Origin of the sequence: Citrobacter sp. LUTT5 (assembly GCF_009905315.1) — a bacterium.
GTDB classification, from domain to species: Bacteria; Pseudomonadota; Gammaproteobacteria; order Enterobacterales; family Enterobacteriaceae; genus Citrobacter; species Citrobacter freundii.
On sequence record NZ_CP047606.1, the window covers coordinates 4563366 to 4586997 of the forward strand.

At 51.2% G+C, this 23632-nt stretch carries 19 protein-coding genes; 12 read left to right on the forward strand and 7 right to left on the reverse strand.

The window, feature by feature from the left end:
* Positions 1 to 18: 18 nt before the first annotated feature.
* Both fumA and GUC46_RS21775 read left to right on the forward strand, forming a co-directional pair.
* Complete coding sequence (gene fumA, locus GUC46_RS21770) at positions 19 to 1665, forward strand: class I fumarate hydratase FumA (RefSeq protein WP_003031871.1); 1647 nt, start codon at positions 19 to 21, stop codon at positions 1663 to 1665.
* Between the two features lie 147 nt (positions 1666 to 1812).
* Positions 1813 to 2436 (forward strand): DUF2238 domain-containing protein, encoded by a 624-nt coding sequence (locus GUC46_RS21775; protein WP_003031870.1) that lies wholly within the window; start codon positions 1813 to 1815, stop codon positions 2434 to 2436.
* A gap of 20 nt (positions 2437 to 2456) precedes the next feature.
* Here GUC46_RS21775 and GUC46_RS21780 read toward each other — a convergent pair whose 3' ends face one another.
* From GUC46_RS21780 to melA, 3 genes are all read right to left on the reverse strand, one after another.
* Entirely contained in the window at positions 2457 to 2711 is a 255-nt protein-coding gene (locus tag GUC46_RS21780) for a SemiSWEET transporter (protein ID WP_003031867.1), read from the reverse strand.
* A gap of 2 nt (positions 2712 to 2713) precedes the next feature.
* Positions 2714 to 4144: a melibiose:sodium transporter MelB gene (gene melB / locus GUC46_RS21785; protein WP_032948355.1), complete on the reverse strand. Its 1431-nt coding sequence runs from the start codon at positions 4142 to 4144 to the stop codon at positions 2714 to 2716.
* A gap of 92 nt (positions 4145 to 4236) precedes the next feature.
* Positions 4237 to 5592, reverse strand: a complete 1356-nt coding sequence (melA, locus tag GUC46_RS21790; RefSeq protein ID WP_003031864.1) for an alpha-galactosidase — start codon at positions 5590 to 5592, stop codon at positions 4237 to 4239.
* Positions 5593 to 5861: 269 nt separating this feature from the next.
* On the opposite strand from melA, the gene melR reads away from it, so the two are divergent.
* From melR to pmrB, 7 genes are all read left to right on the forward strand, one after another.
* Positions 5862 to 6794, forward strand: coding sequence for a transcriptional regulator MelR (melR, locus tag GUC46_RS21795; protein ID WP_003841146.1), 933 nt, complete (start codon positions 5862 to 5864; stop codon positions 6792 to 6794).
* Between the two features lie 237 nt (positions 6795 to 7031).
* Complete coding sequence (gene adiA, locus GUC46_RS21800) at positions 7032 to 9299, forward strand: arginine decarboxylase (RefSeq protein ID WP_008321469.1); 2268 nt, start codon at positions 7032 to 7034, stop codon at positions 9297 to 9299.
* A gap of 311 nt (positions 9300 to 9610) precedes the next feature.
* A complete protein-coding gene (locus tag GUC46_RS21805) occupies positions 9611 to 10372 on the forward strand; it encodes an AraC family transcriptional regulator (protein WP_044702149.1) in 762 nt (253 codons plus the stop codon).
* Positions 10373 to 10499: 127 nt separating this feature from the next.
* On the forward strand, positions 10500 to 11837 hold the full coding sequence (adiC, locus tag GUC46_RS21810; protein WP_003031853.1) for an arginine/agmatine antiporter: 1338 nt from the start codon (positions 10500 to 10502) through the stop codon (positions 11835 to 11837).
* A gap of 146 nt (positions 11838 to 11983) precedes the next feature.
* Positions 11984 to 13621 (forward strand): phosphoethanolamine transferase EptA, encoded by a 1638-nt coding sequence (gene eptA, locus GUC46_RS21815; RefSeq protein ID WP_044702150.1) that lies wholly within the window; start codon positions 11984 to 11986, stop codon positions 13619 to 13621.
* Between the two features lie 4 nt (positions 13622 to 13625).
* On the forward strand, positions 13626 to 14294 hold the full coding sequence (gene pmrA, locus GUC46_RS21820) for a two-component system response regulator PmrA (protein WP_003031849.1): 669 nt from the start codon (positions 13626 to 13628) through the stop codon (positions 14292 to 14294).
* A gap of 51 nt (positions 14295 to 14345) precedes the next feature.
* Positions 14346 to 15377: a two-component system sensor histidine kinase PmrB gene (gene pmrB / locus GUC46_RS21825; protein ID WP_247752780.1), complete on the forward strand. Its 1032-nt coding sequence runs from the start codon at positions 14346 to 14348 to the stop codon at positions 15375 to 15377.
* Here pmrB and pmrR read toward each other — a convergent pair.
* Together pmrR and proP are read right to left on the reverse strand one after the other, a co-directional pair.
* The gene (gene pmrR, locus GUC46_RS21830; RefSeq protein WP_008321468.1) at positions 15371 to 15460 is read right to left on the reverse strand and encodes an LpxT activity modulator PmrR; all 90 of its coding nucleotides are present in this window, start codon (positions 15458 to 15460) and stop codon (positions 15371 to 15373) included. The genes pmrB and pmrR overlap by 7 nt on opposite strands.
* A 157-nt stretch (positions 15461 to 15617) precedes the next feature.
* Complete coding sequence (proP, locus tag GUC46_RS21835) at positions 15618 to 17120, reverse strand: glycine betaine/L-proline transporter ProP (RefSeq protein ID WP_003841133.1); 1503 nt, start codon at positions 17118 to 17120, stop codon at positions 15618 to 15620.
* Positions 17121 to 17819: 699 nt separating this feature from the next.
* Between proP and kdgT the strand changes: the two genes are divergently transcribed.
* Positions 17820 to 18818: a 2-keto-3-deoxygluconate transporter gene (gene kdgT / locus GUC46_RS21840; protein ID WP_003841132.1), complete on the forward strand. Its 999-nt coding sequence runs from the start codon at positions 17820 to 17822 to the stop codon at positions 18816 to 18818.
* Positions 18819 to 18848: 30 nt separating this feature from the next.
* Here kdgT and GUC46_RS21845 read toward each other — a convergent pair whose 3' ends face one another.
* Together GUC46_RS21845 and crfC are read right to left on the reverse strand one after the other, a co-directional pair.
* Positions 18849 to 19742, reverse strand: coding sequence for a diguanylate cyclase regulator RdcB family protein (locus tag GUC46_RS21845; RefSeq protein WP_016149425.1), 894 nt, complete (start codon positions 19740 to 19742; stop codon positions 18849 to 18851).
* On the reverse strand, positions 19739 to 22096 hold the full coding sequence (gene crfC, locus GUC46_RS21850) for a clamp-binding protein CrfC (RefSeq protein ID WP_130715342.1): 2358 nt from the start codon (positions 22094 to 22096) through the stop codon (positions 19739 to 19741). The genes GUC46_RS21845 and crfC overlap by 4 nt, the downstream gene beginning before the upstream one ends.
* 539 nt (positions 22097 to 22635) lie before the next feature.
* On the opposite strand from crfC, the gene GUC46_RS21855 reads away from it, so the two are divergent.
* Both GUC46_RS21855 and yjdN read left to right on the forward strand, forming a co-directional pair.
* Entirely contained in the window at positions 22636 to 22971 is a 336-nt protein-coding gene (locus tag GUC46_RS21855) for a zinc ribbon domain-containing protein YjdM (protein ID WP_003031835.1), read from the forward strand.
* A gap of 139 nt (positions 22972 to 23110) precedes the next feature.
* Positions 23111 to 23560 carry a VOC family metalloprotein YjdN gene (gene yjdN, locus GUC46_RS21860; protein ID WP_130715343.1) on the forward strand — a complete coding sequence of 150 codons (450 nt, stop codon included), beginning with the start codon at positions 23111 to 23113 and terminating at the stop codon, positions 23558 to 23560.
* The last annotated feature ends 72 nt before the right edge of the window (positions 23561 to 23632 follow it).

The following is a 23632-nucleotide window of genomic DNA, read 5'->3' on the forward strand; positions in this document are numbered from 1 at the left end:
TGAAAAGGCTGGAAGCAAATGTCAAAAGTTGAATTCACTTACCAGGCGGCTTTCCCACTGGGGGAAGACAAAACTGAGTACTACCTGCTGACATCCGATCACGTCAGTGTCGGCGAGTTTGAAGGCGAAACAATCCTGAAAGTAGCTCCTGAAGCACTTACGCTACTGGCCCAACAAGCCTTCCACGATGCCTCCTTCATGCTCCGCCCAGAACACCAACAGCAAGTCGCCTCAATTCTCCATGATCCCGAAGCCAGCGAAAACGATAAGTACGTAGCGCTGCAGTTCCTGAGAAACTCCGAAATCGCCGCCAAAGGCGTGTTGCCAACCTGCCAGGACACCGGTACGGCAATTATCATGGGTAAAAAAGGTCAGCGCGTTTGGACCGGCGGCGGCGATGAAGCGGCCCTCTCCAAAGGCGTATTTAATACCTATATTGAAGATAACCTGCGCTACTCGCAAAACGCGGCGCTGGATATGTACAAAGAAGTGAATACCGGCACCAACCTGCCCGCACAAATCGATCTGTACAGCGTGGACGGTGACGAATACAAATTCCTGTGCGTGGCCAAAGGCGGCGGCTCAGCCAACAAAACCTATCTGTATCAGGAAACCAAAGCGCTGCTGACTCCCGGCAAACTGAAAAACTTCCTGGTTGAGAAAATGCGCACGCTGGGTACTGCAGCTTGCCCGCCGTATCACATCGCATTCGTCATTGGCGGGACGTCAGCGGAAAGTACCCTTAAAACGGTGAAATTGGCCAGCACACACTACTATGACGCGCTGCCGACTGAAGGTAATGCTCACGGCCAGGCGTTCCGCGATCTGCAACTAGAACAGGAACTGCTGATCGAGGCACAGAAACTCGGCCTTGGCGCTCAGTTTGGCGGGAAATACTTCGCACATGATATCCGCGTGATCCGCCTGCCTCGCCACGGCGCATCCTGCCCGGTTGGTATGGGCGTTTCTTGCTCCGCAGACCGTAATATTAAAGCCAAGATTAACCGCGAAGGGATCTGGATTGAAAAACTGGAACATAACCCAGGTCAGTACATTCCGGAATCTCTGCGCCAGGCGGGTGAAGGTGAAGTGGTTAAAGTTGACCTTAACCGCCCGATGAAAGAGATCCTCGCTCAGCTCTCTCAGTACCCGGTTTCTACTCGTCTGTCACTGAGCGGTACTATCATTGTCGGTCGTGACATTGCCCACGCGAAGTTAAAAGAACGTATTGAGTCCGGCGAAGGTTTACCGCAGTACGTGAAAGATCATCCGATCTACTACGCGGGTCCGGCCAAAACGCCTGCAGGCTATCCGTCCGGTTCTTTAGGCCCAACCACCGCGGGTCGTATGGACTCCTACGTTGACCTGTTGCAGTCTCACGGCGGCAGCATGATCATGTTGGCGAAAGGTAACCGCAGTCAGCAAGTGACTGACGCCTGCCACAAACACGGCGGCTTCTACTTAGGCAGCATCGGTGGTCCGGCAGCGGTACTGGCGCAGCAGAGCATTAAGCATCTGGAATGCGTGGAATACCCGGAGCTGGGAATGGAAGCTATCTGGAAAATCGAAGTAGAAGATTTCCCTGCTTTCATCCTGGTCGATGACAAAGGCAACGATTTCTTCCAGCAAATCGTCAGCAAACAATGCGCTAACTGCGCGAAGTAACCCATTCGGCCCGGCACTGGACTGGCACTAAATTTTTGGCGTCAGTCCAGCGATCCCCCCGGGCCAACTTTATCCCCCCATTTACTGGTATTGAATTTTTGCCGTTCACAGGGAATAGTGACCTTTTCCATTACGTGTGAATTCACAATGCTCCGCACTCTGAACCCCACAATCTTGCACACTGGCGCAGTGTTCCTGGCGCTGATCCTTATCTACACCGGTATCTCTGCCTCGGAGAAAATCACCTGGCTGATGGAAGTCACGCCGGTCATTATTGTCGTCCCGCTGTTGCTGGCTACCATGAAGCAGTACCCATTGACGCCGCTGCTTTATACGTTGATTTTCTTGCACGCCATCATTCTGATGGTAGGCGGGATGTATACCTACGCCAAAGTTCCCGTCGGTTTTCAGGTTCAGGAATGGCTGGATCTCAGTCGTAACCCCTATGACAAGTTGGGTCACTTCTTCCAGGGGCTGGTACCAGCCCTGACAGCAAGAGAGATTTTAGTGCGCGGCAATATTGTCCGTGGTCGTAAAATGCTGGCATTTTTGGTCTGCTGCGTAGCACTGGCGATTAGCGCAATGTATGAACTGATCGAGTGGTGGGCAGCGCTGGCAATGGGACAAGGTGCGGAAGACTTCCTTGGCACGCAGGGTGACCCGTGGGATACCCAGTCGGACATGTTCTGCGCCCTGCTCGGTGCGTTAACAACGATCCTCGCGTTGGCGGGCTGGCACAATCGGCAGTTGAAAACGGCCGGAGAGCGCTAACGCTTCTCCGGCAATCTGCGCTACCTACTGCGATACTTGATAACCAGAATCGGCAAGGCGAACAACAGTGTCAGAAAGTTCGCCATGCTGACAGCGGTATCTTCAATCAATAACCCATAAGCCAGCCACAACACCAGCCCGCACACAAACATCACATACATTAAACCGGAGATACCCTGGGTGTTGCGGGTGGTAATAACCTTAATCGCCTGCGGCAAAAAAGAGAGCGTCGTCAGCGTTGCCGCCAGATAGCCAATCCAGGAATGCCACTCCATAGCTAGGCCTTCACATCGCTGGCCACTACCACCGGAATCTCCGGAGTATTCGACTGTTTGACGGGCGACGGCACTTTTCGGTACTTATCCAGCAGGTGGATCTGAATCTTACGCAGCATATCGCCATTCAACCGGTAGTAACGGAAATAGAGCACCAGTGTCACAACGAAAAAAAGCGTGGGCAGCGCGATCATGATGAACTGCATGCCGAGGATGGTCTCAGCAGATTGCGTCGCATTCGGAACATAACCAATCAATCCCAGCACCACCGCAATAAAGAAAGCGGAAAACGCCGAGCCACCTTTGACCACCATTGTCTGCACGGCATAGGCAATACTCTCGCAGCGGACGTTAAACTTGTATTCACCGTAATCTACGGTGTCCGCCACCATAATCACCTGCAGTACCCAGAACAGCGCCGTACCAATGTTCAGAAGGATCCCTGCGGTAACAATCAGGAAAGTATTGTGGAATGCCCCCAGAGCCATAATCAGCAATACGCCTGCGCTGAGAACTGGCATAACCGAAGCGCCAGCCCACAGTACCCGGCGAGAAAGCGCCTTTGACAGACGGGGAAAGAGAATCAATGTCAGCAAGTTAGCTGCTCCGGCATAGGAGAGGTAGTATGGGAAAAGGTCAGCATCACCCACCACGTAGGTGAAGTAGTAAATCGCAAAACCTGTAATGATATTGGACGCCACGTTGTAAGCCAGCGCCATCCCCAGCAGGCAGGAAAGCTGATCGTTTTTGTAGATAAGCGCAAGGATTGATTTCAGCGTCAGCCGGGTGCTGTCTGCGGTAGCTTCGCTGTCAGAGGAATACACTTCATGCACATTGCGCAAGGTTACGAGGGTAGAAACAATAAAAAATGCGATCAGCACCAGCGTAAACATCTGAAAACCGAACCCGCGATCCGCGCCGCCAACATAGTTTACAAAGGGTAGCGTCACGCCCGCGGTGACAAACCCTGCAAGGCTGGCGAAAAAACGAGGGAACGGCACCAGTTGTTCACGTTCGCGTTTATCCAGCGTAATCGTGGGGACCAGCGACCAGAATGGAATATCCATAATGGTGTAGGTCATCCCCCACAATATGTACGTCACGCAAACAAATACGACCTGCGCAGTACCCTCAAACAGATGTGCGCTAAAGAGCAAAAACAGCACCAACGAGTTCGCCAGCGTACCGAGTAAGATCCAGGGTTTAAATTTACCCCAACGCGACCGGGTGGCATTCACTATCCACCCCATCACCGGATCGTTAAACGCGTTCCATATTTTTGCCACCAGGAACAAGGTTCCGACGACGCCCACCGATAATCCCACCACGTCGGTGTAGTAATACATCAGGTACATGTACACAATACCGATGGCGAAATCCTTACCGAACGCTCCAAATCCGTAACTGAGTTTTGTTGTCAGAGAGATGCTCATAGGGTATCGGGTCGCTGTTACCAGCGCCCGCCTTCTGTAAGAGGAAACGTCAGAGGTTAAACGCCGGATGCTCTGCCCGGCGTGATTGTGTATTAACGGTGCAGCCAGGCCGGCAGCCAGTCGCCGTGAGACGCGATCAGGTCGTCCACCAGCGCATAAATCTCTTCAATCCCCAGTACCGCGGCGGTATGCGGATCCATCATCGCCGCGTGATAAACACGATCGCGGTTCTCCGTCAGGATGGCTTCCGTTAGCAGAGTCTGAACATTGATATTGGTTTGCATCATCGCCGCCAAATGTGACGGGAGAGCACCGACTTTCGTTGGCTGAATACCATTCGCATCAACCAGACAAGCGACTTCAACACAGCAACCTTGCGGCAGGTTATCGATCAGATTGTCATTGCGAACGTTGCCATAGACGACGCTTGGTTCACCGGTCCAGATAGCGTTCATGATAGTGCTGGCATATTCGCGCGACGGTTTAATGTCGATCCGCTCAGCCGTTTTGTACTCTTCCAGCTCTTTTTTCCAGTTCGCCAACTGTTCCACACAACGTTTCGGATATTCATCCAATGGCACCTTATAGCGCTCAATCAGATCTTCACGCCCCGGTTTGATAAACCACGGCGTATATTCGGCGAAGTGCTCCGACGATTCGGTGACGAAGTACCCCAGTTTTTTGAACATTTCATAGCGCACAATGTTCTGGCAACGGGTATTTCCGTGAATATTCGGTTTCGGCGCCTGACCGGATTCATAGGCCGCCAGCAGCTCCGGGTAGAGATTCACATAGGCGCCGTCCGCCGTTTTGCGCTCCAGCTCCAGATAAAATGCCATATGGTTGATCCCGGCACTGCGATAGCGCAAAGAGGCAGGGTCAATGTTCAGATCGCGGGCCAACTCCTCCGCCGTCCCCTGCACCGAATGACACAGCCCAACCTGCTTAATATGCGGATAGCGCGCATACATTGCCCAGGTGTTCATCGCCATCGGGTTAACGTAGTTAAGCATTGTGGCCTGCGGACAGACTTCGGTCATATCCTCACAAATCTGCCATAAATGCGGAATGGTGCGCAGCGCGCGCATAATGCCGCCCGGCCCCAGCGTGTCGGCAATCGTCTGCTCCAGACCATGGCGTTTACACACCGTAAAATCGGTGACGGTACAGGGTTCATAGCCGCCGATCTGGAAAGCGACCACCACAAAATCAGCATCCTGTAATGCTGCTTTTTGATCGGTATAGCAGGTGATTCGTCCAGACGCGCCCGCAGAATCCATCAACTTGCGCACAACAACGTGTGACTCTTCCAGACGCGTAGGATCGAGATCCATCAAGGCGATATGCGCAGATTTAAGCGCATCGCGGTGAAAGACGTCCCCAAGAATATTTTTGACGAAAATCGTGGAACCGGCGCCGATAAAGGTAATTTTGGGTGCAGACATCATGACTCTCCAGAACATTAGTGAACACAGTCATGGTGGCACAGCGTATAGCTGAAAACTTCCGACTTCTCTGCTGAGCATTCCCATAAACTCAGATCATCACTCTGCACCCTATTGGATCTGAGTTTATGGGACAAAATTACCCAAAAAGCAGAGTATGTGGCCGCAAAATGTCGCTATGCTCAATGGTAACGGTCCAATTTGTGTCCTGATTCTCAGCCTTAATACGTGTTAAATGACATGATTCTGATAATTCAGGAAATGGAGCAACCATGAGCACATTACCGACATCGCCTCTTCCTCCCGATCCGCACATGTGCAGTAGCGATGAAGAACAAACCCGCAGCCCGCTATCGCTGTACTCAGAATATCAACGGATGGATATCGAGTTGCGCTCACCGCATGCTATGCCAGCCAGCCATTGGCATGGGCAGGTGGAGATCAATGTGCCGTTTGATGGTGACGTCGAGTATCTGATCAACAACGAAGTCGTACAGATAAAACAGGGACACATCACGCTATTCTGGGCCTGCACGCCGCATCAACTCACGCGTCCGGGCAGTTGCCAAAGTATGGCTATCTTCAATTTACCGATGCACCTTTTCCTCTCCTGGCCGCTGGATCGCGAGTTGATCAACCATGTTACCCATGGAATGGTCATCAAATCGCTGGCGTCGCAGCAGTTGAGCACCTTTGAAGTTCAGCGCTGGCAACAGGAACTGAACAACCCGAACGAACAAATTCGCCAGCTCGCCATTGATGAAATTGGTCTGATGCTCAAGCGGTTTAGCCTTTCCGGCTGGCAGCCTATACTCGTCAATAAAACCTCGCGGACCCACAAAAACAGCGTGTCTCGGCACGCCCAGTTTTACGTCAGCCAAATGCTGAGCTTTATTGCCGATAACTACGATCAGGCGCTCACCATCAACGACGTCGCGGAACACGTGAAGCTCAACGCCAACTACGCGATGGGGATTTTCCAACGCGTGATGCAACTCACCCTGAAGCAGTACATCACGGCAATGCGGATCAATCACGTCCGCGCATTGCTTAGCGATACCGATAAAACCATTCTCGACGTTGCGTTGACCGCCGGATTCCGTTCCAGCAGCCGTTTTTATGACACCTTCAGCAAGTTTGTCGGCATGTCGCCGCAGCAGTACCGCAAACTAAGCCAGCAGCATCGGCAAACAATGGCTGGTTGATATCATTCGGCCATATCAGTATCAGCCAAAAAAATATTCCCCCTGTCGATAAACGGTGGTGAAAAACCGCCAACAAGCAAACGTAACCATATGTTTAAAAACAAATTAAACATAAATCAGACTATTTTTCACCCGCTTTACAGCCCGTTTTGACAGGATAATACTTGCCTGCGTCACATTCATACGGTGTGTCTGCAATTCATAGATTGCAACCTTTCCACAACCGGGTAAAAGATGATGAAAGTATTAATTGTTGAAAGTGAGTTTCTGCATCAGGACACCTGGGTCGGTAGCGCTGTCGAACGTCTGGCTGACGCATTAAGCCGCCAAAATGTTACCGTCATTAAGTCCACCTCATTCGACGATGGCTACGCAATCCTCGCCGCCAATGAAGCCATTGATTGCCTGATGTTCAGCTATCAAATGGAACAACAAGATGAACACCTGAACGTCAGGCAATTGATCGGCAAGCTCCACGAGCGCCAGCAAAACGTTCCCGTATTCCTGCTGGGCGATCGCGAAAAAGCCACCGCATCGCTGGATCGCGACCTGCTGGAGCTTGTCGATGAATTCGCCTGGATTCTGGAGGACAGCGCTGACTTTATCGCTGGCCGTGCCATCGCAGCGATGACTCGCTATCGTCAACAGTTGTTACCACCGCTGTTCAACGCCCTAATGAAATACAGCAATGTCCATGAGTATTCCTGGGCTGCACCGGGTCACCAGGGCGGTGTCGGTTTCACCAAAACACCTGCCGGTCGACTGTACCATGACTACTACGGTGAGAATCTCTTCCGTACCGACATGGGGATTGAACGTACCAATCTCGGTTCTTTACTCGACCATACAGGCGCATTTGGGGAAAGTGAAAAAAATGCTGCCCGCGTGTTCGGTGCCGACCGTTCCTGGTCCGTAGTGGTCGGCACTTCCGGCTCTAACCGCACCATCATGCAGGCCTGTATGACCGACAACGACGTCGTGGTGCTGGATCGTAACTGCCATAAATCCATCGAACAGGGGCTGATCCTCACCGGGGCAAAACCGGTGTACATGGTGCCAAGCCGCAACCGGTACGGCATTATCGGGCCTATCTACCCGCAGGAAATGCAGCCTGAAACTTTACAGAAAAAAATCAGCGAAAGCCCACTGACCAAAGGCAAAGCTGGGCAAAAACCGTCTTACAGCGTTGTGACCAACTGTACCTACGACGGTGTTTGCTACAACGCCAAAGAGGCACAGGATCTGCTCGCACAAACCAGCGATCGCATCCACTTCGATGAAGCCTGGTACGGCTATGCTCGCTTCAACCCAATTTATGCCGATCACTACGCCATGCGTGGCGCGCCGGGCGATCATAACGGTCCTACCGTTTTTGCCACCCACTCGACCCACAAACTGCTGAATGCGCTCTCTCAGGCATCTTACATTCACGTTCGTGAAGGTCGTGGGGCTGTGAACTTCTCCCGCTTTAACCAGGCGTACATGATGCACGCCACCACCTCTCCGCTGTATGCTATCTGCGCCTCAAACGACGTGGCGGTCTCCATGATGGACGGTAACAGCGGCCTGTCGCTCACTCAGGAAGTGATCGACGAAGCAGTCGATTTCCGTCAGGCCATGGCACGGTTGTACAAAGAGTTCACCGCCGAAGGCGACTGGTTCTTCAAACCGTGGAACAAAGAAGTGGTAACCGATCCGCAGACCGGTAAAACCTATGACTTTGCCGACGCGCCAGCCACATTGCTGGCAACCGATCAGAACTGCTGGGTGATGCGTCCGGGCGAATCCTGGCACGGCTTTAAAGACCTGCCGGATAACTGGAGCATGCTGGACCCGATCAAAGTCAGCATTCTGGCACCGGGGATGGGCGACGATGGCGAACTGGAAGAGAACGGCGTACCGGCTGCACTGGTTACCGCCTGGCTTGGCCGCCACGGCATCGTGCCGACCCGAACCACCGATTTCCAGATTATGTTCCTGTTCTCAATGGGGATTACCCGCGGGAAATGGGGCACACTGATCAACACGCTGTGCTCTTTCAAACACCATTACGATGCCAATACCCCGCTGGCACAGGTGATGCCAGAACTGGTTGAGGAACATCCTGACACTTATGCCAACATGGGTATTCACGATCTGGGCGACACCATGTTCGCCTGGCTGAAAGAGAACAACCCAGGCAGCCGTCTCAATGCAGCCTACTCCGGTCTGCCGGATGCGGATATTACTCCGCGTGACGCTTACAACGCGATAGTCAGTGACAACGTTGAGATGGTGGCGATTGAAAATCTGGCGGGACGTATTGCGGCAAACTCCGTGATCCCTTACCCACCGGGAATTCCGATGCTGCTGTCCGGTGAAAACTTTGGCGATGCCAACAGCCCGCAAATTGGGTACCTGCGTTCGTTGCAGTCCTGGGACCACCACTTCCCTGGATTTGAACATGAAACCGAAGGAACGGAAATTATTGACGGTGTTTATCACGTTATGTGCGTGAAAGCATAAGGTCTCTTTTTAGATAGTCCGATATTTAAGGTAGACATGTCATTCTTGAGTAATTCCTGAGTATTGCTGCAAAACAATAACACTGTCATACCTTTTTGCGCGGGACCACCCCGCGCTTTTTTTATACGCAAATAGCATCTTTCCACTTGCGTAAAAAAATGTGTACATAAGAAAAATCCCACCAAACATTGTAATTAATTTCAGACACGTTATTTTATTGCGGTCCTGGTTTCATCATACAATTTCAATTTAGCCGATTTGGCTCATCTGATGTTGAGCTACGGTGTTTTTTCATATTCCTGGAGTTGGGTATGAAGCTTTGCAGCAAAGAAGCTTGTGTTGTTGTATTAACGGAGAAGGATGTTTGGTTAAGGATTAACGGTAAAGACGCCATCAGTTTAAAAGCTAATCATATGGCACTGGTGGCATGCGATAATAATATTATCGATTTTTCATCACTTAATAACGCATTGGTTGTACATATTAGCCGCGATATCATTAAAGACTATCTGCGCTTTTTAAATAAAGACCTTTCACAGATCCCACTCTGGCAACGCAGTGCCAGCCCAGTGATGACCTCAGCGTGTCTGACGCCGGATGTCTTCAGGGTGGCTGCCCAACATAGCGTAATGGACACAGTGAACGAAGCTGAAAGAGAGCGTACGCGCTCGCTACTGTTCACGGTGTTATCACGCTTTCTCGACAGCAAAAAGTTTATCTCTTTGCTCATGTATATGCTGCGCAACTGTATCAGCGACAGCGTTTATCACATAATTGAGAGCGATATACATAAAGACTGGAATTTAAGCATGGTTGCCAGTTGCTTATGCCTGAGTCCTAGTTTGTTAAAGAAAAAGCTCAAAAGTGAAAATACAAGTTACAGCCAAATAATTACCACCTGTCGCATGCGATATGCCGTCAATCAATTACTGATGGACGGCAAAAACATTTCCCAGGTCTCTCAACTGTGTGGATATAACAGTACCTCATACTTTATCTCCGTATTCAAAGAGTTCTATGGGATGACACCTCTGCATTATGTTAGTCAACATAGGGAGCCATCCGCCGCCTGATTTTTAATCAGTTAGCGATAAGCCATAATAATATCAGCATTAGCGATACCCCAGCTCCGTCATCATTAAACAGACTTTTGACGAGGTATGATAAGGCGTCATTTATCCTTATCAGGAGTTAGAAAATATGTCGACGGATGCTGATGCTCACAAAGTGGGCTTAATCCCCGTCACCCTTATGGTGTCGGGGAATATTATGGGTTCCGGTGTATTCCTGCTACCCGCAAACCTTGCGTCAACTGGCGGGATTGCAATCTACGGATGGTTGGTCACGATTATCGGTGCTCTGGCACTGTCGATGGTGTACGCCAAAATGTCGTCCTTAGACTCCAGTCCCGGTGGTTCTTATGCTTACGCCCGCCGCTGCTTCGGTCCTTTTTTGGGCTACCAGACCAACGTACTGTACTGGCTGGCCTGCTGGATTGGTAACATCGCCATGGTGGTCATTGGCGTCGGTTACCTGAGCTACTTCTTCCCCATCTTAAAAGATCCGCTGGTCCTGACGCTGACCTGTGTCGTCGTGCTGTGGATCTTCGTATTACTGAACATTGTCGGACCGAAAATGATCACCCGCGTGCAGGCCGTCGCAACGGTACTGGCGCTGGTACCAATTGTCGGGATTGCCGTCTTCGGCTGGTTCTGGTTCCGCGGTGAAACCTATATGGCGGCCTGGAACGTCAGCGGCATGAACACCTTCGGCGCGATTCAAAGCACTCTGAATGTTACCTTATGGTCATTTATCGGGGTAGAAAGCGCCTCCGTCGCGGCTGGCGTGGTTAAAAACCCCAAACGTAACGTACCTATCGCCACCATGGGCGGCGTGCTGATTGCCGCTGTTTGCTACGTGCTCTCCACCACCGCGATCATGGGTATGATCCCTAACGCGGCGCTACGTGTTTCAGCCTCTCCGTTCGGTGATGCCGCACGCATGGCGCTGGGTGACACCGCAGGGGCAATTGTCTCCTTCTGTGCTGCGGCCGGGTGTCTTGGTTCTCTGGGCGGCTGGACGCTGCTTGCCGGGCAAACCGCCAAAGCCGCAGCCGATGACGGCCTGTTCCCACCGATTTTTGCCCGCGTGAACAAAGCCGGTACGCCAGTGGCCGGGTTAATTATCGTCGGCATTCTGATGACCATCTTCCAGTTCAGCAGCATGTCGCCGAACGCAGCGAAAGAGTTTGGTCTGGTCTCTTCGGTCTCCGTTATCTTCACCCTGGTGCCGTATCTGTACACCTGCGCCGCGCTGCTGCTGCTCGGCCATGGTCACTTTGGTAAAGCACGCCCGATGTACTTACTGGTGACCTTTATCGCCTTTGTCTACTGCATCTGGGCGGTTGTCGGTTCCGGAGCCAAAGAAGTGATGTGGTCGTTCGTCACGTTGATGATCATCACCGCGCTGTACGCACTGAACTACAACCGGATCCATAAAAACCCGTATCCACTGGATGCCCCGGTAAACAATAACTAACACCAACAATCGTCGTGGCCCGATGGCGTAAGTTCATCGGGCCAACGTTCTCCCACCGCTCTTCGAAAAATCAACATTAAGAACTTAAGGTTGGCTTAATTTTACTTTGAGAGGATTTGCGCCACATAGTCGATGGAACCCCCTTAATGTTAAAGCTCTTGTTTAAAAGGCCCACTCTCGGGCTAATCAGCTGGCTTCTGCTGATTTCATTTTATCTTGCGACCTTCCTGAACATTGCGTTCTATAAACAAGTGCTGCAAGACCTGCCTCTGGACTCTGTGCGTAACGTGCTGGTGTTTTTATCAATGCCGGTGGTCGCGTTCAGCGTCATGAACATTGTGCTGACACTGGCCTCATTCCTGTGGCTTAATCGCCTGGTGGCGTGCATTTTCATTCTGGTTGGCGCATCGGCCCAATATTTCATCATGACCTACGGCATCATCATCGACCGCTCAATGATCGCCAATATGATGGACACCACCCCCGCCGAAACCTTTGCTTTGCTGACGCCACAACTGCTCATCACGCTCGGGGTGAGCGGCATTCTGACCGCACTTATTGCCTGCTGGGTAAAAATCAAACCGATCACGTCTGTCATGCGCAGCATACTGTTTCGTGGCGCGAACATTCTGATCTCCGCACTGCTGATCGTGCTGGTCGCTGCGTTCTTCTATAAAGATTACGCTTCACTGTTTCGCAACAACAAAGAACTGGTGAAATCCCTCAGTCCATCCAACAGCATTGTGGCGACGTCATCCTGGTATTCACACCAGAGGCTGGCCCACCTGCCGCTGGTACGCATTGGCGAAGATGCACACCGCAATCCGTTGATGGTGAAAGAAAAGCGTAAGAACCTGACGATTGTGGTTCTCGGCGAGACTTCACGTGGCGATAACTTCTCGCTGTCAGGCTATTCGCGCCAGACCAACCCGCTGCTGGAAAAAGATAATGTGGTCTATTTCCCCCGCACAACGTCCTGCGGAACGGCAACGGCAGTATCAGTACCCTGCATGTTCTCGGATATGCCACGCGCGCACTACGACGAAGAACTGGCGCAGCATCAGGAAGGCGTGCTCGACATTATTCAACGGGCGGGAATTAACGTTCTGTGGAACGATAACGACGGCGGCTGCAAAGGGGCTTGTGACCGGGTTCCACACCAGAATATGACTAAGCTGAACCTGCCGGGGCAGTGTATTGACGGTGAATGCTACGATGAAGTCCTGTTCCACGGGCTGGAAGAGTACATTAATAACCTGAAAGGCGACGGCGTGATTGTGTTGCATACCATCGGCAGCCACGGTCCGACCTATTACAACCGCTATCCTGCGCAGTTTAAGAAATTTACGCCAACCTGCGATACCAACGAAATCCAGACCTGTTCACAGCAACAGTTGGTCAATACTTACGACAACACTATTCTTTACGTTGACTATATTGTTGATAAAGCAATCAATATACTGAAAGAGCACCAGGATAATTTCACCACCAGCCTGGTCTATCTTTCCGATCACGGCGAATCCTTAGGGGAAAATGGCGTCTATTTGCACGGCCTGCCGTATTCGATTGCACCTGATACGCAAAAACATGTGCCGATGCTGCTGTGGCTCTCCGAGGATTATCAGCAACGCTATCAGGTCTCTCAGACATGTTTGCAAAAACGGGCAAGCTCAGAAGATTTCTCACAGGATAATCTCTTCTCAACCCTGCTGGGATTAACGGGCGTACAAACACAGAAATATCAGGCGGCGGATGATATTCTGCAACCCTGCCGGGGAGGCTAAACGAATGAAAATCCTGATTGTTGAAGATGATACGTTGTTATTACAGGGACTGATACTCGCCGCGCAAACAGAAGGCTATGCCTGCGACGGCGTATCAACGGCCCGCGCAGCGGAGCAGTGTCTGGAGAGCGGACATTACAGTCTGGTGGTCCTCGACCTGGGCTTACCGGATGAAGACGGCCTGCACTTTCTGAACAGAATCAGACAGAAAAAATACACCGTGCCGGTACTTATCCTCACCGCCCGCGATACGGTGAAGGACCGGGTCAGTGGGCTGGACGTGGGGGCAGATGACTACCTGGTCAAACCGTTCGCACTGGAAGAACTGCACGCCCGCATCCGGGCACTGCTGCGTCGTCACAACAATCAGGGTGAAAGTGAACTCATTGTCAGCAATCTGACGCTGAATATCGGTCGTCGCCAGGTGTGGATGGACGGGCAAGAGGTTATCTTAACGCCGAAAGAATACGCACTCCTGTCGCGCCTGATGCTCAAAGCGGGCAGCCCGGTACACCGGGAAATTTTGTATAACGACATCTACAGCTGGGATAACGAACCGTCGACCAATACGCTGGAAGTGCACATTCACAACCTGCGCGACAAAGTCGGAAAATCTCGCATCCGCACGGTCAGGGGATTTGGCTATATGCTGGTTGCCACTGAGGAAAGCTAAGTGAAGCTGCTGCAATATCTAAAACAACCGCTCCCGCTTCGTCATCGCCTGATGCTGACGATTGGTCTTATTCTGCTGGTCTTTCAGCTGATTAGCACTTTCTGGTTGTGGCATGAAAGTACCGAGCAAATACAGTTATTCGAACAGGCATTGCGCGAAAATCGCAACAACGATCGCCACATCATGCATGAGATCCGCGAGGCCATCGCCAGTCTGATCGTCCCCGGCATCTTTATGGTCAGCCTGGCGCTGCTGATTTGCTACCAGGCAGTGCGACGTATTACTCGTCCGCTGGCAGATCTGCAAAAAGAGCTGGAGGCGCGGGCAGCCGATAACCTGACCCCGATTGAAATTCACAACTCAACCATTGAGATCCAGGCGGTTGTCTCCGCGCTCAACGACCTGGTAACGCGGCTAACCAGCACGATTGAAAACGAACGCTTATTTACCGCCGATGTCGCTCACGAACTGCGCACACCGCTGTCAGGCGTGCGCCTGCATCTGGAATTATTATCCAAAACCCATAAGGTCGACGTTTCGCCGCTAATTGCCCGGCTAGATCAAATGATGGACAGCGTATCGCAACTGCTGCAACTCGCCCGCGTCGGACAGTCGTTTTCGGCCGGGAGCTACCAGCATGTCAAGCTGCTGGAGGATGTTATTCTGCCCTCCTACGATGAACTCAGCACCATGCTGGACCAACGTAAACAGACGCTGCTCCTGCCACAAAGCGCGGCGGACGTTGTCGTGCCTGGTGATGTTACGCTGTTGCGGATGCTACTACGAAATCTGGTGGAAAACGCGCATCGTTACAGCCCGGAAGGCACCCATATTACGATTAGCCTGAACACAGAGCATGATGCCGTCCTTGCCGTTGAAGATGAAGGGCCGGGCATTGATGAAAGTAAATGCGGGGAGTTGAGTAAAGCGTTTGTGCGTATGGACAGCCGCTTTGGCGGAATTGGACTGGGGCTGAGCATTGTCAGTCGCATCACCCAGTTACATCAAGGGCATTTCTATTTGCAAAATCGCCAGGGAGCCAACGGCACTCGCGCATGGGTGGAATTGGCGAAAATTCAGTAAGAGCTCACCCATACATACAAAAAGCTGCTGACGATCAGCAAACTGCACACGGTGGTCAAACTTTCATAAATACGGGTTTTCATGACACTCTCCTCCGAAACCATGGAGGAGAGTTTGCCTGAAGGATATTAAGCCAACCTTAAGGCCACGCGCCGGATGGCGGCTGACGCCTTATCCGGCCTACAAAGTACAATGCTACCCGTAGGCCTAAAAGCTGCGTGCCATCAGGCAATGACACGATTACTCATCAATACGCGGATGCTGCTGCACCAGACGCGTGCGCTTAACCTGTAGTTCAGCAATTTCCTGATCGATATCTTCGATTTTCTGTTCAATGTTATCGTAGTGTTCGCCGAGGATCTCTTTCGCTTCCTGAATATCCGAAGCGGCAGGCGTGGCCCCTTTCAGCGGCTGATTGGCGGTCTCTTTCATGGTCACGCCGGTAATTAAACCAACCACCGCAATCACCATCAGATAATAAGCAGGCATCATCAGATTCTGCGAGCTTTCCACCAGCCATGCGGCCAATGTCGGAGTCAGACCAGCAATCAATACCGAGATATTAAACGCGGCGGCCAGTGCACTGTAGCGAATATGCGTCGGGAACATTGCCGGTAACGTGGACGCCATCACCCCGGTAAAGCAGTTGAGGATCACCGCCAACATCAGCAACCCGGCGAAAATCAGACCGATAACATTACTGTTAATCAGGATAAATGCCGGAATCGCCAGCACAAACAGCGCAATACTGCCCATGATCACAAACGGACGACGCCCGAAGCGGTCGCTGAGCAACCCCATAATCGGCTGCACAAACAGCATACCAATCATGATGGCGATAATAATCAACACACCGTGGTCTTCGGAGTAATGCAGGTTATGCGACAGGTAGCTCGGCATATAGGTGAGCAGCATGTAGTAGGTGACGTTGGTAGCAATCACCAGACCAACACATGCCAACAAGCTGCGCCAGTGCTTAGTCGCAATCTCTTTAAACGAAACCTTCGGACCTTCCTGTAGACCCTGACGATCGCCCTGCTCCAGTTTATCCACGTGCTGCTGGAACGCCGGCGTCTCTTCCAGCGCATGACGCAGGTACAGACCAATCAGCCCTAATGGTAGCGCCAGGAAGAACGGAATACGCCAGCCCCACTCAAGGAAATTTTCCTCGCCGACGACGGTTGAAATCAGAACCACCACGCCCGCACCCAGCACAAACCCGGCAATCGAGCCGAAGTCCAGCCAACTGCCCATAAATCCACGCTTACGGTCCGGCGAATATTCCGCGACAAAAATCGACGCCCCGGTGTACTCTCCGCCGACCGAGAATCCCTGTGCCATCTTACACAGCAGCAGAAGAATCGGCGCCCAAATACCAATTGAGGCATACGAGGGAATAAGACCGATACAGAAGGTACTTATCGACATAATCACAATGGTGATAGCCAGTATCTTCTGACGACCGTATTTATCGCCGAGCATACCGAAGAACAATCCGCCAAGCGGTCGAATCAGAAAGGGAACAGAGAAGGTGGCGAGTGCAGCAACCATCTGCACGCTGGGGTCAGCCCCCGGGAAGAACACTTTACCTAATGCGTAAGCAACAAATCCATAAACACCAAAATCGAACCATTCCATCGCATTACCTAACGACGCTGCGGTAATGGCTTTTCGCAATTTACCGTCATCAATGATGGTAACGTCACGTAGCGTTATCGGTTTTATTTTTTTCCTTTTTAGCATACTCGTCCTCATAGACTTAGCCCTGTCACGCTCCAGTTCGAATCCCCCAACGCCCATGCGTCAAGGTCATCACCGAGCGGGGAACGCACAGGCGCATTCCCTGTAACAAGCGTAGCAGGTTTACTTACACTGACGAGAAACGCACAGTACAACCGAACCTGTTGACGCCTGATTGGGCGGTTAATGACCTCTTTACCCTAACAGCGTTTAAATTTGTGATCAACTTCACATATAGTTTTTCATTTCGTCAACATGCGTAAATTAGGTCATTCTTAGTCATCTTTTTTACATGTAACGCTTGTGATTTACTGACAATTAAATACAAGAATAAATCGCTTTATTGCACCAACAATCACAGCGGTCATTATTATTCTGCTAGCAAAAAAAACACCTAATCCCTTCACAAAAAGATCACAGCTTTTTTAATAATCAGAGCGACCGGGAACTTTTGCTCGGAATATGTGATGAAGATAACTAAAACATCGTTTTATTTTGATTGAATCAACGTTCCCATGAATGCAAACTAATTCCAGACGCAATATCCCTGGGAGCAGCAACACGCTCAACGTATGCCGCGTTAGATTTTATAAAACAAAGAGATAGCGATTTTCTTTGTTAAGAGAAACCAGTAACCATTTGAATTTATTAATTTTTACCCTCTTGCGCTAGTATTAGCGGCGACAAGACATGAGGACGTTTATGAAAATTAAAGCCACGATTGAACGCATCCCCGGCGGAATGATGTTGATTCCTCTGTTATTAGGCGCAGTGTTAAATACGTTAGCTCCGGATACCGGTGCGTATTTCGGTTCGTTTACCAAAGGAATGATCAGCGGAACGGTACCGATTCTGGCAGTGTGGTTTTTTTGTATCGGCGCATCTATTGATTTACGGGCAACCGGCACGGTATTACGCAAGTCCGGTACGCTGGTAATAACCAAAATAGCCGTGGCGTGGGTAGTGGCAATGATTGCGGCTTCATTCATTCCTGATACCGGTATTCAAACCGGGTTCTTTGCAGGCCTCTCAGTTTTGGCAATTGTCTCCGCAATGGACATGACCAACGGTGGTTTGTACGCCAGCCTGATGAACCAGTACGGCACCAAAGAAGAGTCCGGCGCATTTGTGTTGATGTCTCTGGAATCCGGCCCGTTAATGACCATGGTGATCCTCGGCTCCGCGGGTCTGGCCTCCTTCGAGCCACACCATTTCATCGGCGCGGTATTACCGTTCCTGATTGGCTTTACATTAGGCAACCTGGATCATGACCTGCGTTCTTTCTTCAGCAAAGCCACACCGGTGCTGATCCCGTTCTTCGGCTTCGCATTGGGTAACACCATTAACCTGAGCGTAATCGTTGATACCGGTCTGCTGGGTATCTTGCTGGGTGTCGCGGTTATCGTCATCACCGGTATCCCGCTGATTATTGCAGACCGTGTTATTGGTGGCGGGAACGGTACGGCAGGCGTGGCAGCCTCTTCAGCAGCAGGCGCTGCGGTGGCAAACCCGGTGATTATCGCCCAGATTAACCCGGCGTTCGAACCGGTTGCCGCATCCGCTACGGCGCTGGTTGCCGCCAGCGTAATTGTCACCGCCATTCTGGTGCCGATTATCACCGCGCTGTACGCCAAACGTTTTAATAAAAACCTGGTCGCCAACGAGACGGTGGCCACCCCGGCAGACTCTCTGCACCACTAACTCTGTCTTAGCCCCACTGACCGTCCCTGCTCAATTGATGAGTAGGGACGGTGCAAAAATCTCCTCAACCATCGCATCAGCCAGTCGTTTCGCCGAACACAATCGCGGCATTCCTAACGCCACATTTTGCCAACGCTGCGTCACCGACCAGCTCACCGGATGACGCTGCGCATCGCACCAGTCGCCTAACCAGCTCAGCATATCGTTATACTCGCCCGATCCGCCGACAACTGGCGTGCTGAGCCAATGATGATAGTAATGACGCGTAGCAGGCGCCGCATTCACGCTGTCCGCCAACGCCTGAGCGGCCATGGTTCGCAGGTTGTCTTTTAGCATTAACACCACATCGGCATTCGCTAACCGGCAGGCGTCACCGAAGGCTCCCCAGCGCAACTCCTCCAGCGCAACAAAACAGCGTCCAGGTAACGACCAACCGTCATATGCGCCAGCCCGCCAGCGGGTAAAAATTTGTTCGCTGTGTTCGCCCGCCTGAACCGTCAGGCCACGCTGGGTCAGCGCCTTCTCTTTATACGCAGCGCGTTGGGTAAACCAGTCAGTCAGTGAATTTATTTGTTGTAAAAGACCGGGGGTTGAAAGCCCACGCGGGTGTTCGGTTTGTTGTAAAAACCTCAGCCCTTCGGCAATACGCACCAGCGCCAGATGGCCTGGGTCGATCATGCCCGCCAATTTCTCTACCAGCTTAAGACGCATCACCAGATGCTCGCTGGATACTCCCGCCATCACCCACGCCCGTAGTTGTGTCTGGGATAACACCTCCTGCGTCAGACGCGCGCGAAGCCGCTGCTGCTGTTGCAGAAAACCGCCGGAACGTTTGGTTTCATCTCCCTGAACCAGATCGACCATAAACTTCGGGTAGACACACTCCAGCGTCCTCCCGGGGCCTTCCAGTAAAACGTTAGTCATGTGTGCTCGGTTGCAAAAAGGGTATTGATATCGTCACGCAGCAAACGGGAATCTTCATAAAGCCATGCCGCAATCGTAATGCGCTGCTGCAATTGCTCATTCATTGCATTCACCGCGGATTCATTTTGTTGGCGTAGCGTCAGACTCTCACTCAGGCTCGCCTGTAATTGCGCCAGACACAGTGAAAAATCTGCAAAAAACGTGGCCATGCCTGCCGTAACGGAAATATCGACCTGAGCAACTAAAGCTTTACGAATTTGTTGGCAAAACTGGGAGACATACTGCACAAGGTTCTTATGCAAAGCGCCCATATCAATGAGATAACGCGTTTTTGTTTCGACGTAATCATTCCATCCCCAGTTGGGTTGATTTAGCCAACGAGAGAAAGTGTCACGCACCGCACCACCAGTAGACGGCGCATTTTCTGCCGGAATATCCTGCTCAATGGCCTCGTTAAACAATTGGCGGGTATTGAAATTAAACATCGCTGTATGGAACGCTGGAAAACGGATCCGCGCACGAAAACCGGCGTGGTTTAGCTCCTCTTTCACCCTTTGCTCAATTGGCCGCATCGCGTCATTTAGCGCCCGGGAGAGTGTCGACTCAAGCTGTTCAAAACGCAGGGCTAAGTCACGGCTGATGCTTTCCTGCGCCGCCAGCAATACCCCCTCACAGGACGAGCGAATTTTATCTAACACAATTTTCGCCTGGCCTTCATCGTGCAGCACCAGCATTTCTCCGGCCATTTCTGCCGAGGAGACGCCAGTTCCCAGACTATGTTGTGACATCATCAGGACGTTTTCTTTGACAAAGAACGTGTTGATACCGCAAAGAATCTCGGTTTGTTGCTCTCTGAGATAGGCTGCAGCAGCTTCCAGCGCCAGTTCTACTTCATGGCTGACTTCATCGCTCACCCGCCCCTGGCTCACTTCTAACTGCTGCATATCCTCTTCAATATGCGTGATGTTCAGCCGCAGTTCGTCATAGGCGACCGTTAACCCGTGGGCACGAAACTCCAGATATTCGTGCACGCTTTGCGCATAGTTCAATAACTTATGTGACGCTGAGCGTAGCGCATACAGCGATGCATTGGCGTAAGCGGCGTGAATCACTTTCTGGATAGGCTGTTCAAACAGCGAGTCTTCCCACAACAGGTCGGCGGCATGACGGATATGCTCCGTATCTTCAAGATCGGTGGTGCGCCAGCGTCTGCCAAGCGCCGCTTCGGCAAAATCCTGCACCCAACGTTGCACCTGATGATCCGGCAGTCGCCCACGGGCCGTCAGCTCATGACGCGCCCTGTTTGCCAGATAGCCCCACATTGAGGAAACCGGATAGATTCTTTCAGGGGCAATGCCACCTTGCATCAACGTGCCAGAAATCAACGCCCGCACCTGCTCTTCATCGTCACTGTTGCGGTCTTTCTGATCGAACTTGTTCACCAGCGCATACAGCGGTACTGACTTGCCAACCGCCATAATCGCCTGACGCACTTCCTCATCAGAAATAGATTTCAATTGGGTGTAATCCAACACTGCCAGCACCGCAGAGGCCCGTACCAGCTGTTCATTAAGCATTTTTTGTAAGTGCGGTTGTCCCGCCTCGTTCGGCCCCGGCGTATCCAGCAACGTTAATTGCCCTGGGTAGCTTGCTTGTCCGGCCAAATGGACAAACTCAACCTCAATAACCGGAATATGCTCAATCGCGGCATAGGCAGCAAAAGGAAAATCAACATCCAATGCTTTTGACAGGCGCACCAGGTCGTTCAGACTTTTAAGGCAATGGAAAATAGGCTGTGCGCCAAGATAATACCGTTCAAATGCCACGCCGGTTTCAATATGCTGCAGCAGGACATTCATATCCTTGTCAATTTCCAGGGTCTGCGTAAGACGCAGGCGATCGCACTCGCGCACACGCTGCTGTAAAACCTTCATTAAGGCATCAATCGGCGCGACATGTGAAAAATGCAGGACTGGCTCTTTCTGCCCCGGCGTATGACGAATTAGCGTTGGTAACGCCGTCATGGGGCGATTACGATTAGGTAAAACTTCTGTCCCTACAATCGCGTTAATCGTCGTCGATTTTCCCGCTTTCATCGTGCCAACAATCGCCAGCACCATTTCCAGACGCGTAATCTTGCGCAACTCATTATTGAGCGTTGCTTGCTGGACATCCATGCCACGCGCGCTGAAGTGCAGAGGCTGAACAACCTGACTGCTATGCTCTCCTTGTTTTAGCGCGACATCATCCAACGACGTCATGGGCAATTTTTGCAATTGCCTGAGATGTTCAAGCGAGAGCATCAGCAAGCGTTCCGCTTCCTGACTTAATTCATATATTGTCTGTGTGTGCATGGAAAATCTTTCCTTAACGCAAATAGCATTGCTTTTATTTAGCCCAATCGTTTTATTTATAGATTTTTTGGCTTTTATAATTACGTGTGGAAATAATTAAAATCAAAACAACCAATTGATATTATTAAAATAAGTTTGGCGTACAACCGCTGGCCTGAAACCTCTCACTTATGTAATAAGTAAGAAAGATAAACAGCGTAGTTCAGTTTTAAAAAATGCCAGCTTAATCCCCCTACTAAAATTAAGGGGGATTGAGATATTCAATCACAATGACTTAGACATCCGCAGGCGATGTTACCTATGAATATCAGATATTTCGCCTCACCTTATCTTAAATAACCTGACGTAGCAATTTCCCTTAAAAAATATTACCCCATACTTTCATTGAGGTAAAAGCAAAGGGTCTTTACAGCAGATCATTTGCGTAATCACGCAGTAGTCCCGACAAAAGCAGGGATTTTATGTATAATTGCGGCCTTTTTCGGCAATCTGCCATTTTTTGGGCGCATTTGCCCCTGCTGACTTTTGAGGAAATCCACATGTCATTACCACACTGCCCACAATGCAACTCCGAATACACTTACGAAGATAACGGCATGTTCATCTGCCCGGAATGCGCGCACGAATGGAACGATGCTGAACCGGCACAGGACAGCGACGAACTGATCGTTAAAGATGCCAACGGCAACCTGCTGGCCGACGGCGACAGCGTTACCGTCGTGAAAGACCTGAAGGTAAAAGGTAGCTCTTCCATGCTGAAGATCGGTACCAAAGTGAAAAACATTCGCCTGGTTGAAGGTGACCACAACATCGATTGCAAAATCGATGGCTTTGGCCCAATGAAGCTGAAATCTGAGTTTGTGAAAAAGAACTGATGCAAATTGCCTGATGGCACTACGCTCATCAGGTCTACACCAGCTCATCTGCCAGGCGGGAAGCTCATACTTCCCGCCTGGTTTATTTATGCAGACGATAACTACACTTAACTGGTTTCTTTTACCTGAGGTAAAGATTATGCCGTTAAGTCCCTATATCTCCTTTGCAGGCAACTGCGCTGACGCTATCGCCTACTATCAAAAAACGTTAGGCGCTGAACTGCTCTACAAAATCAACTTCGGTGAAATGCCCAAATCGGCGCAGGATAGTGAAGATGGTTGCCCTTCAGGCATGAAATTCCCCGATACCGCCATTGCCCACGCCAACCTGCGCGTTGCGGGCAGCGACATCATGATGAGCGATAGCGCCCCGGACGGAAATGCTCACTACTCTGGCTTTACGCTAGTGCTCGACACGCAAAACGTCGATGAAGGCAAACGCTGGTTTGATAACCTGGCAGCAAACGGAAAAATCGAAATGGACTGGCAGGAAACCTTCTGGGCCCACGGTTTCGGTAAAGTGAGCGACCAGTATGGCGTGCCGTGGATGATCAACGTCATCAAACAACAGCAACCCCCTACAGAGTAATCCAACGGGAGGCCAGCCCTCCCGTACTGTCATCAAATAGCGCTCAACTCTTCATCATCGAGTAACTATCCC

Bases quoted from the DNA above. Each gene is read 5' to 3' on its own strand.
- GUC46_RS21775 (WP_003031870.1), top strand. From the start codon at position 1,813: ATGCTCCGCACTCTGAACCCCACAATCTTGCACACTGGCGCAGTGTTC.
- GUC46_RS21805 (WP_044702149.1), top strand. From the start codon at position 9,611: ATGAAGCTTTGCAGCAAAGAAGCTTGTGTTGTTGTATTAACGGAGAAG.
- kdgT (WP_003841132.1), top strand. From the start codon at position 17,820: ATGAAAATTAAAGCCACGATTGAACGCATCCCCGGCGGAATGATGTTG.
- proP (WP_003841133.1), bottom strand. From the start codon at position 17,120: ATGCTAAAAAGGAAAAAAATAAAACCGATAACGCTACGTGACGTTACC.
- pmrR (WP_008321468.1), bottom strand. From the start codon at position 15,460: ATGAAAACCCGTATTTATGAAAGTTTGACCACCGTGTGCAGTTTGCTG.
- GUC46_RS21855 (WP_003031835.1), top strand. From the start codon at position 22,636: ATGTCATTACCACACTGCCCACAATGCAACTCCGAATACACTTACGAA.
- melA (WP_003031864.1), bottom strand. From the start codon at position 5,592: ATGATGTCTGCACCCAAAATTACCTTTATCGGCGCCGGTTCCACGATT.
- melB (WP_032948355.1), bottom strand. From the start codon at position 4,144: ATGAGCATCTCTCTGACAACAAAACTCAGTTACGGATTTGGAGCGTTC.
- adiA (WP_008321469.1), top strand. From the start codon at position 7,032: ATGAAAGTATTAATTGTTGAAAGTGAGTTTCTGCATCAGGACACCTGG.
- pmrB (WP_247752780.1), top strand. From the start codon at position 14,346: ATGCTGACGATTGGTCTTATTCTGCTGGTCTTTCAGCTGATTAGCACT.
- melR (WP_003841146.1), top strand. From the start codon at position 5,862: ATGAGCACATTACCGACATCGCCTCTTCCTCCCGATCCGCACATGTGC.
- fumA (WP_003031871.1), top strand. From the start codon at position 19: ATGTCAAAAGTTGAATTCACTTACCAGGCGGCTTTCCCACTGGGGGAA.
- yjdN (WP_130715343.1), top strand. From the start codon at position 23,111: ATGCCGTTAAGTCCCTATATCTCCTTTGCAGGCAACTGCGCTGACGCT.
- crfC (WP_130715342.1), bottom strand. From the start codon at position 22,096: ATGCACACACAGACAATATATGAATTAAGTCAGGAAGCGGAACGCTTG.
- adiC (WP_003031853.1), top strand. From the start codon at position 10,500: ATGTCGACGGATGCTGATGCTCACAAAGTGGGCTTAATCCCCGTCACC.
- GUC46_RS21780 (WP_003031867.1), bottom strand. From the start codon at position 2,711: ATGGAGTGGCATTCCTGGATTGGCTATCTGGCGGCAACGCTGACGACG.
- pmrA (WP_003031849.1), top strand. From the start codon at position 13,626: ATGAAAATCCTGATTGTTGAAGATGATACGTTGTTATTACAGGGACTG.
- eptA (WP_044702150.1), top strand. From the start codon at position 11,984: ATGTTAAAGCTCTTGTTTAAAAGGCCCACTCTCGGGCTAATCAGCTGG.
- GUC46_RS21845 (WP_016149425.1), bottom strand. From the start codon at position 19,742: ATGACTAACGTTTTACTGGAAGGCCCCGGGAGGACGCTGGAGTGTGTC.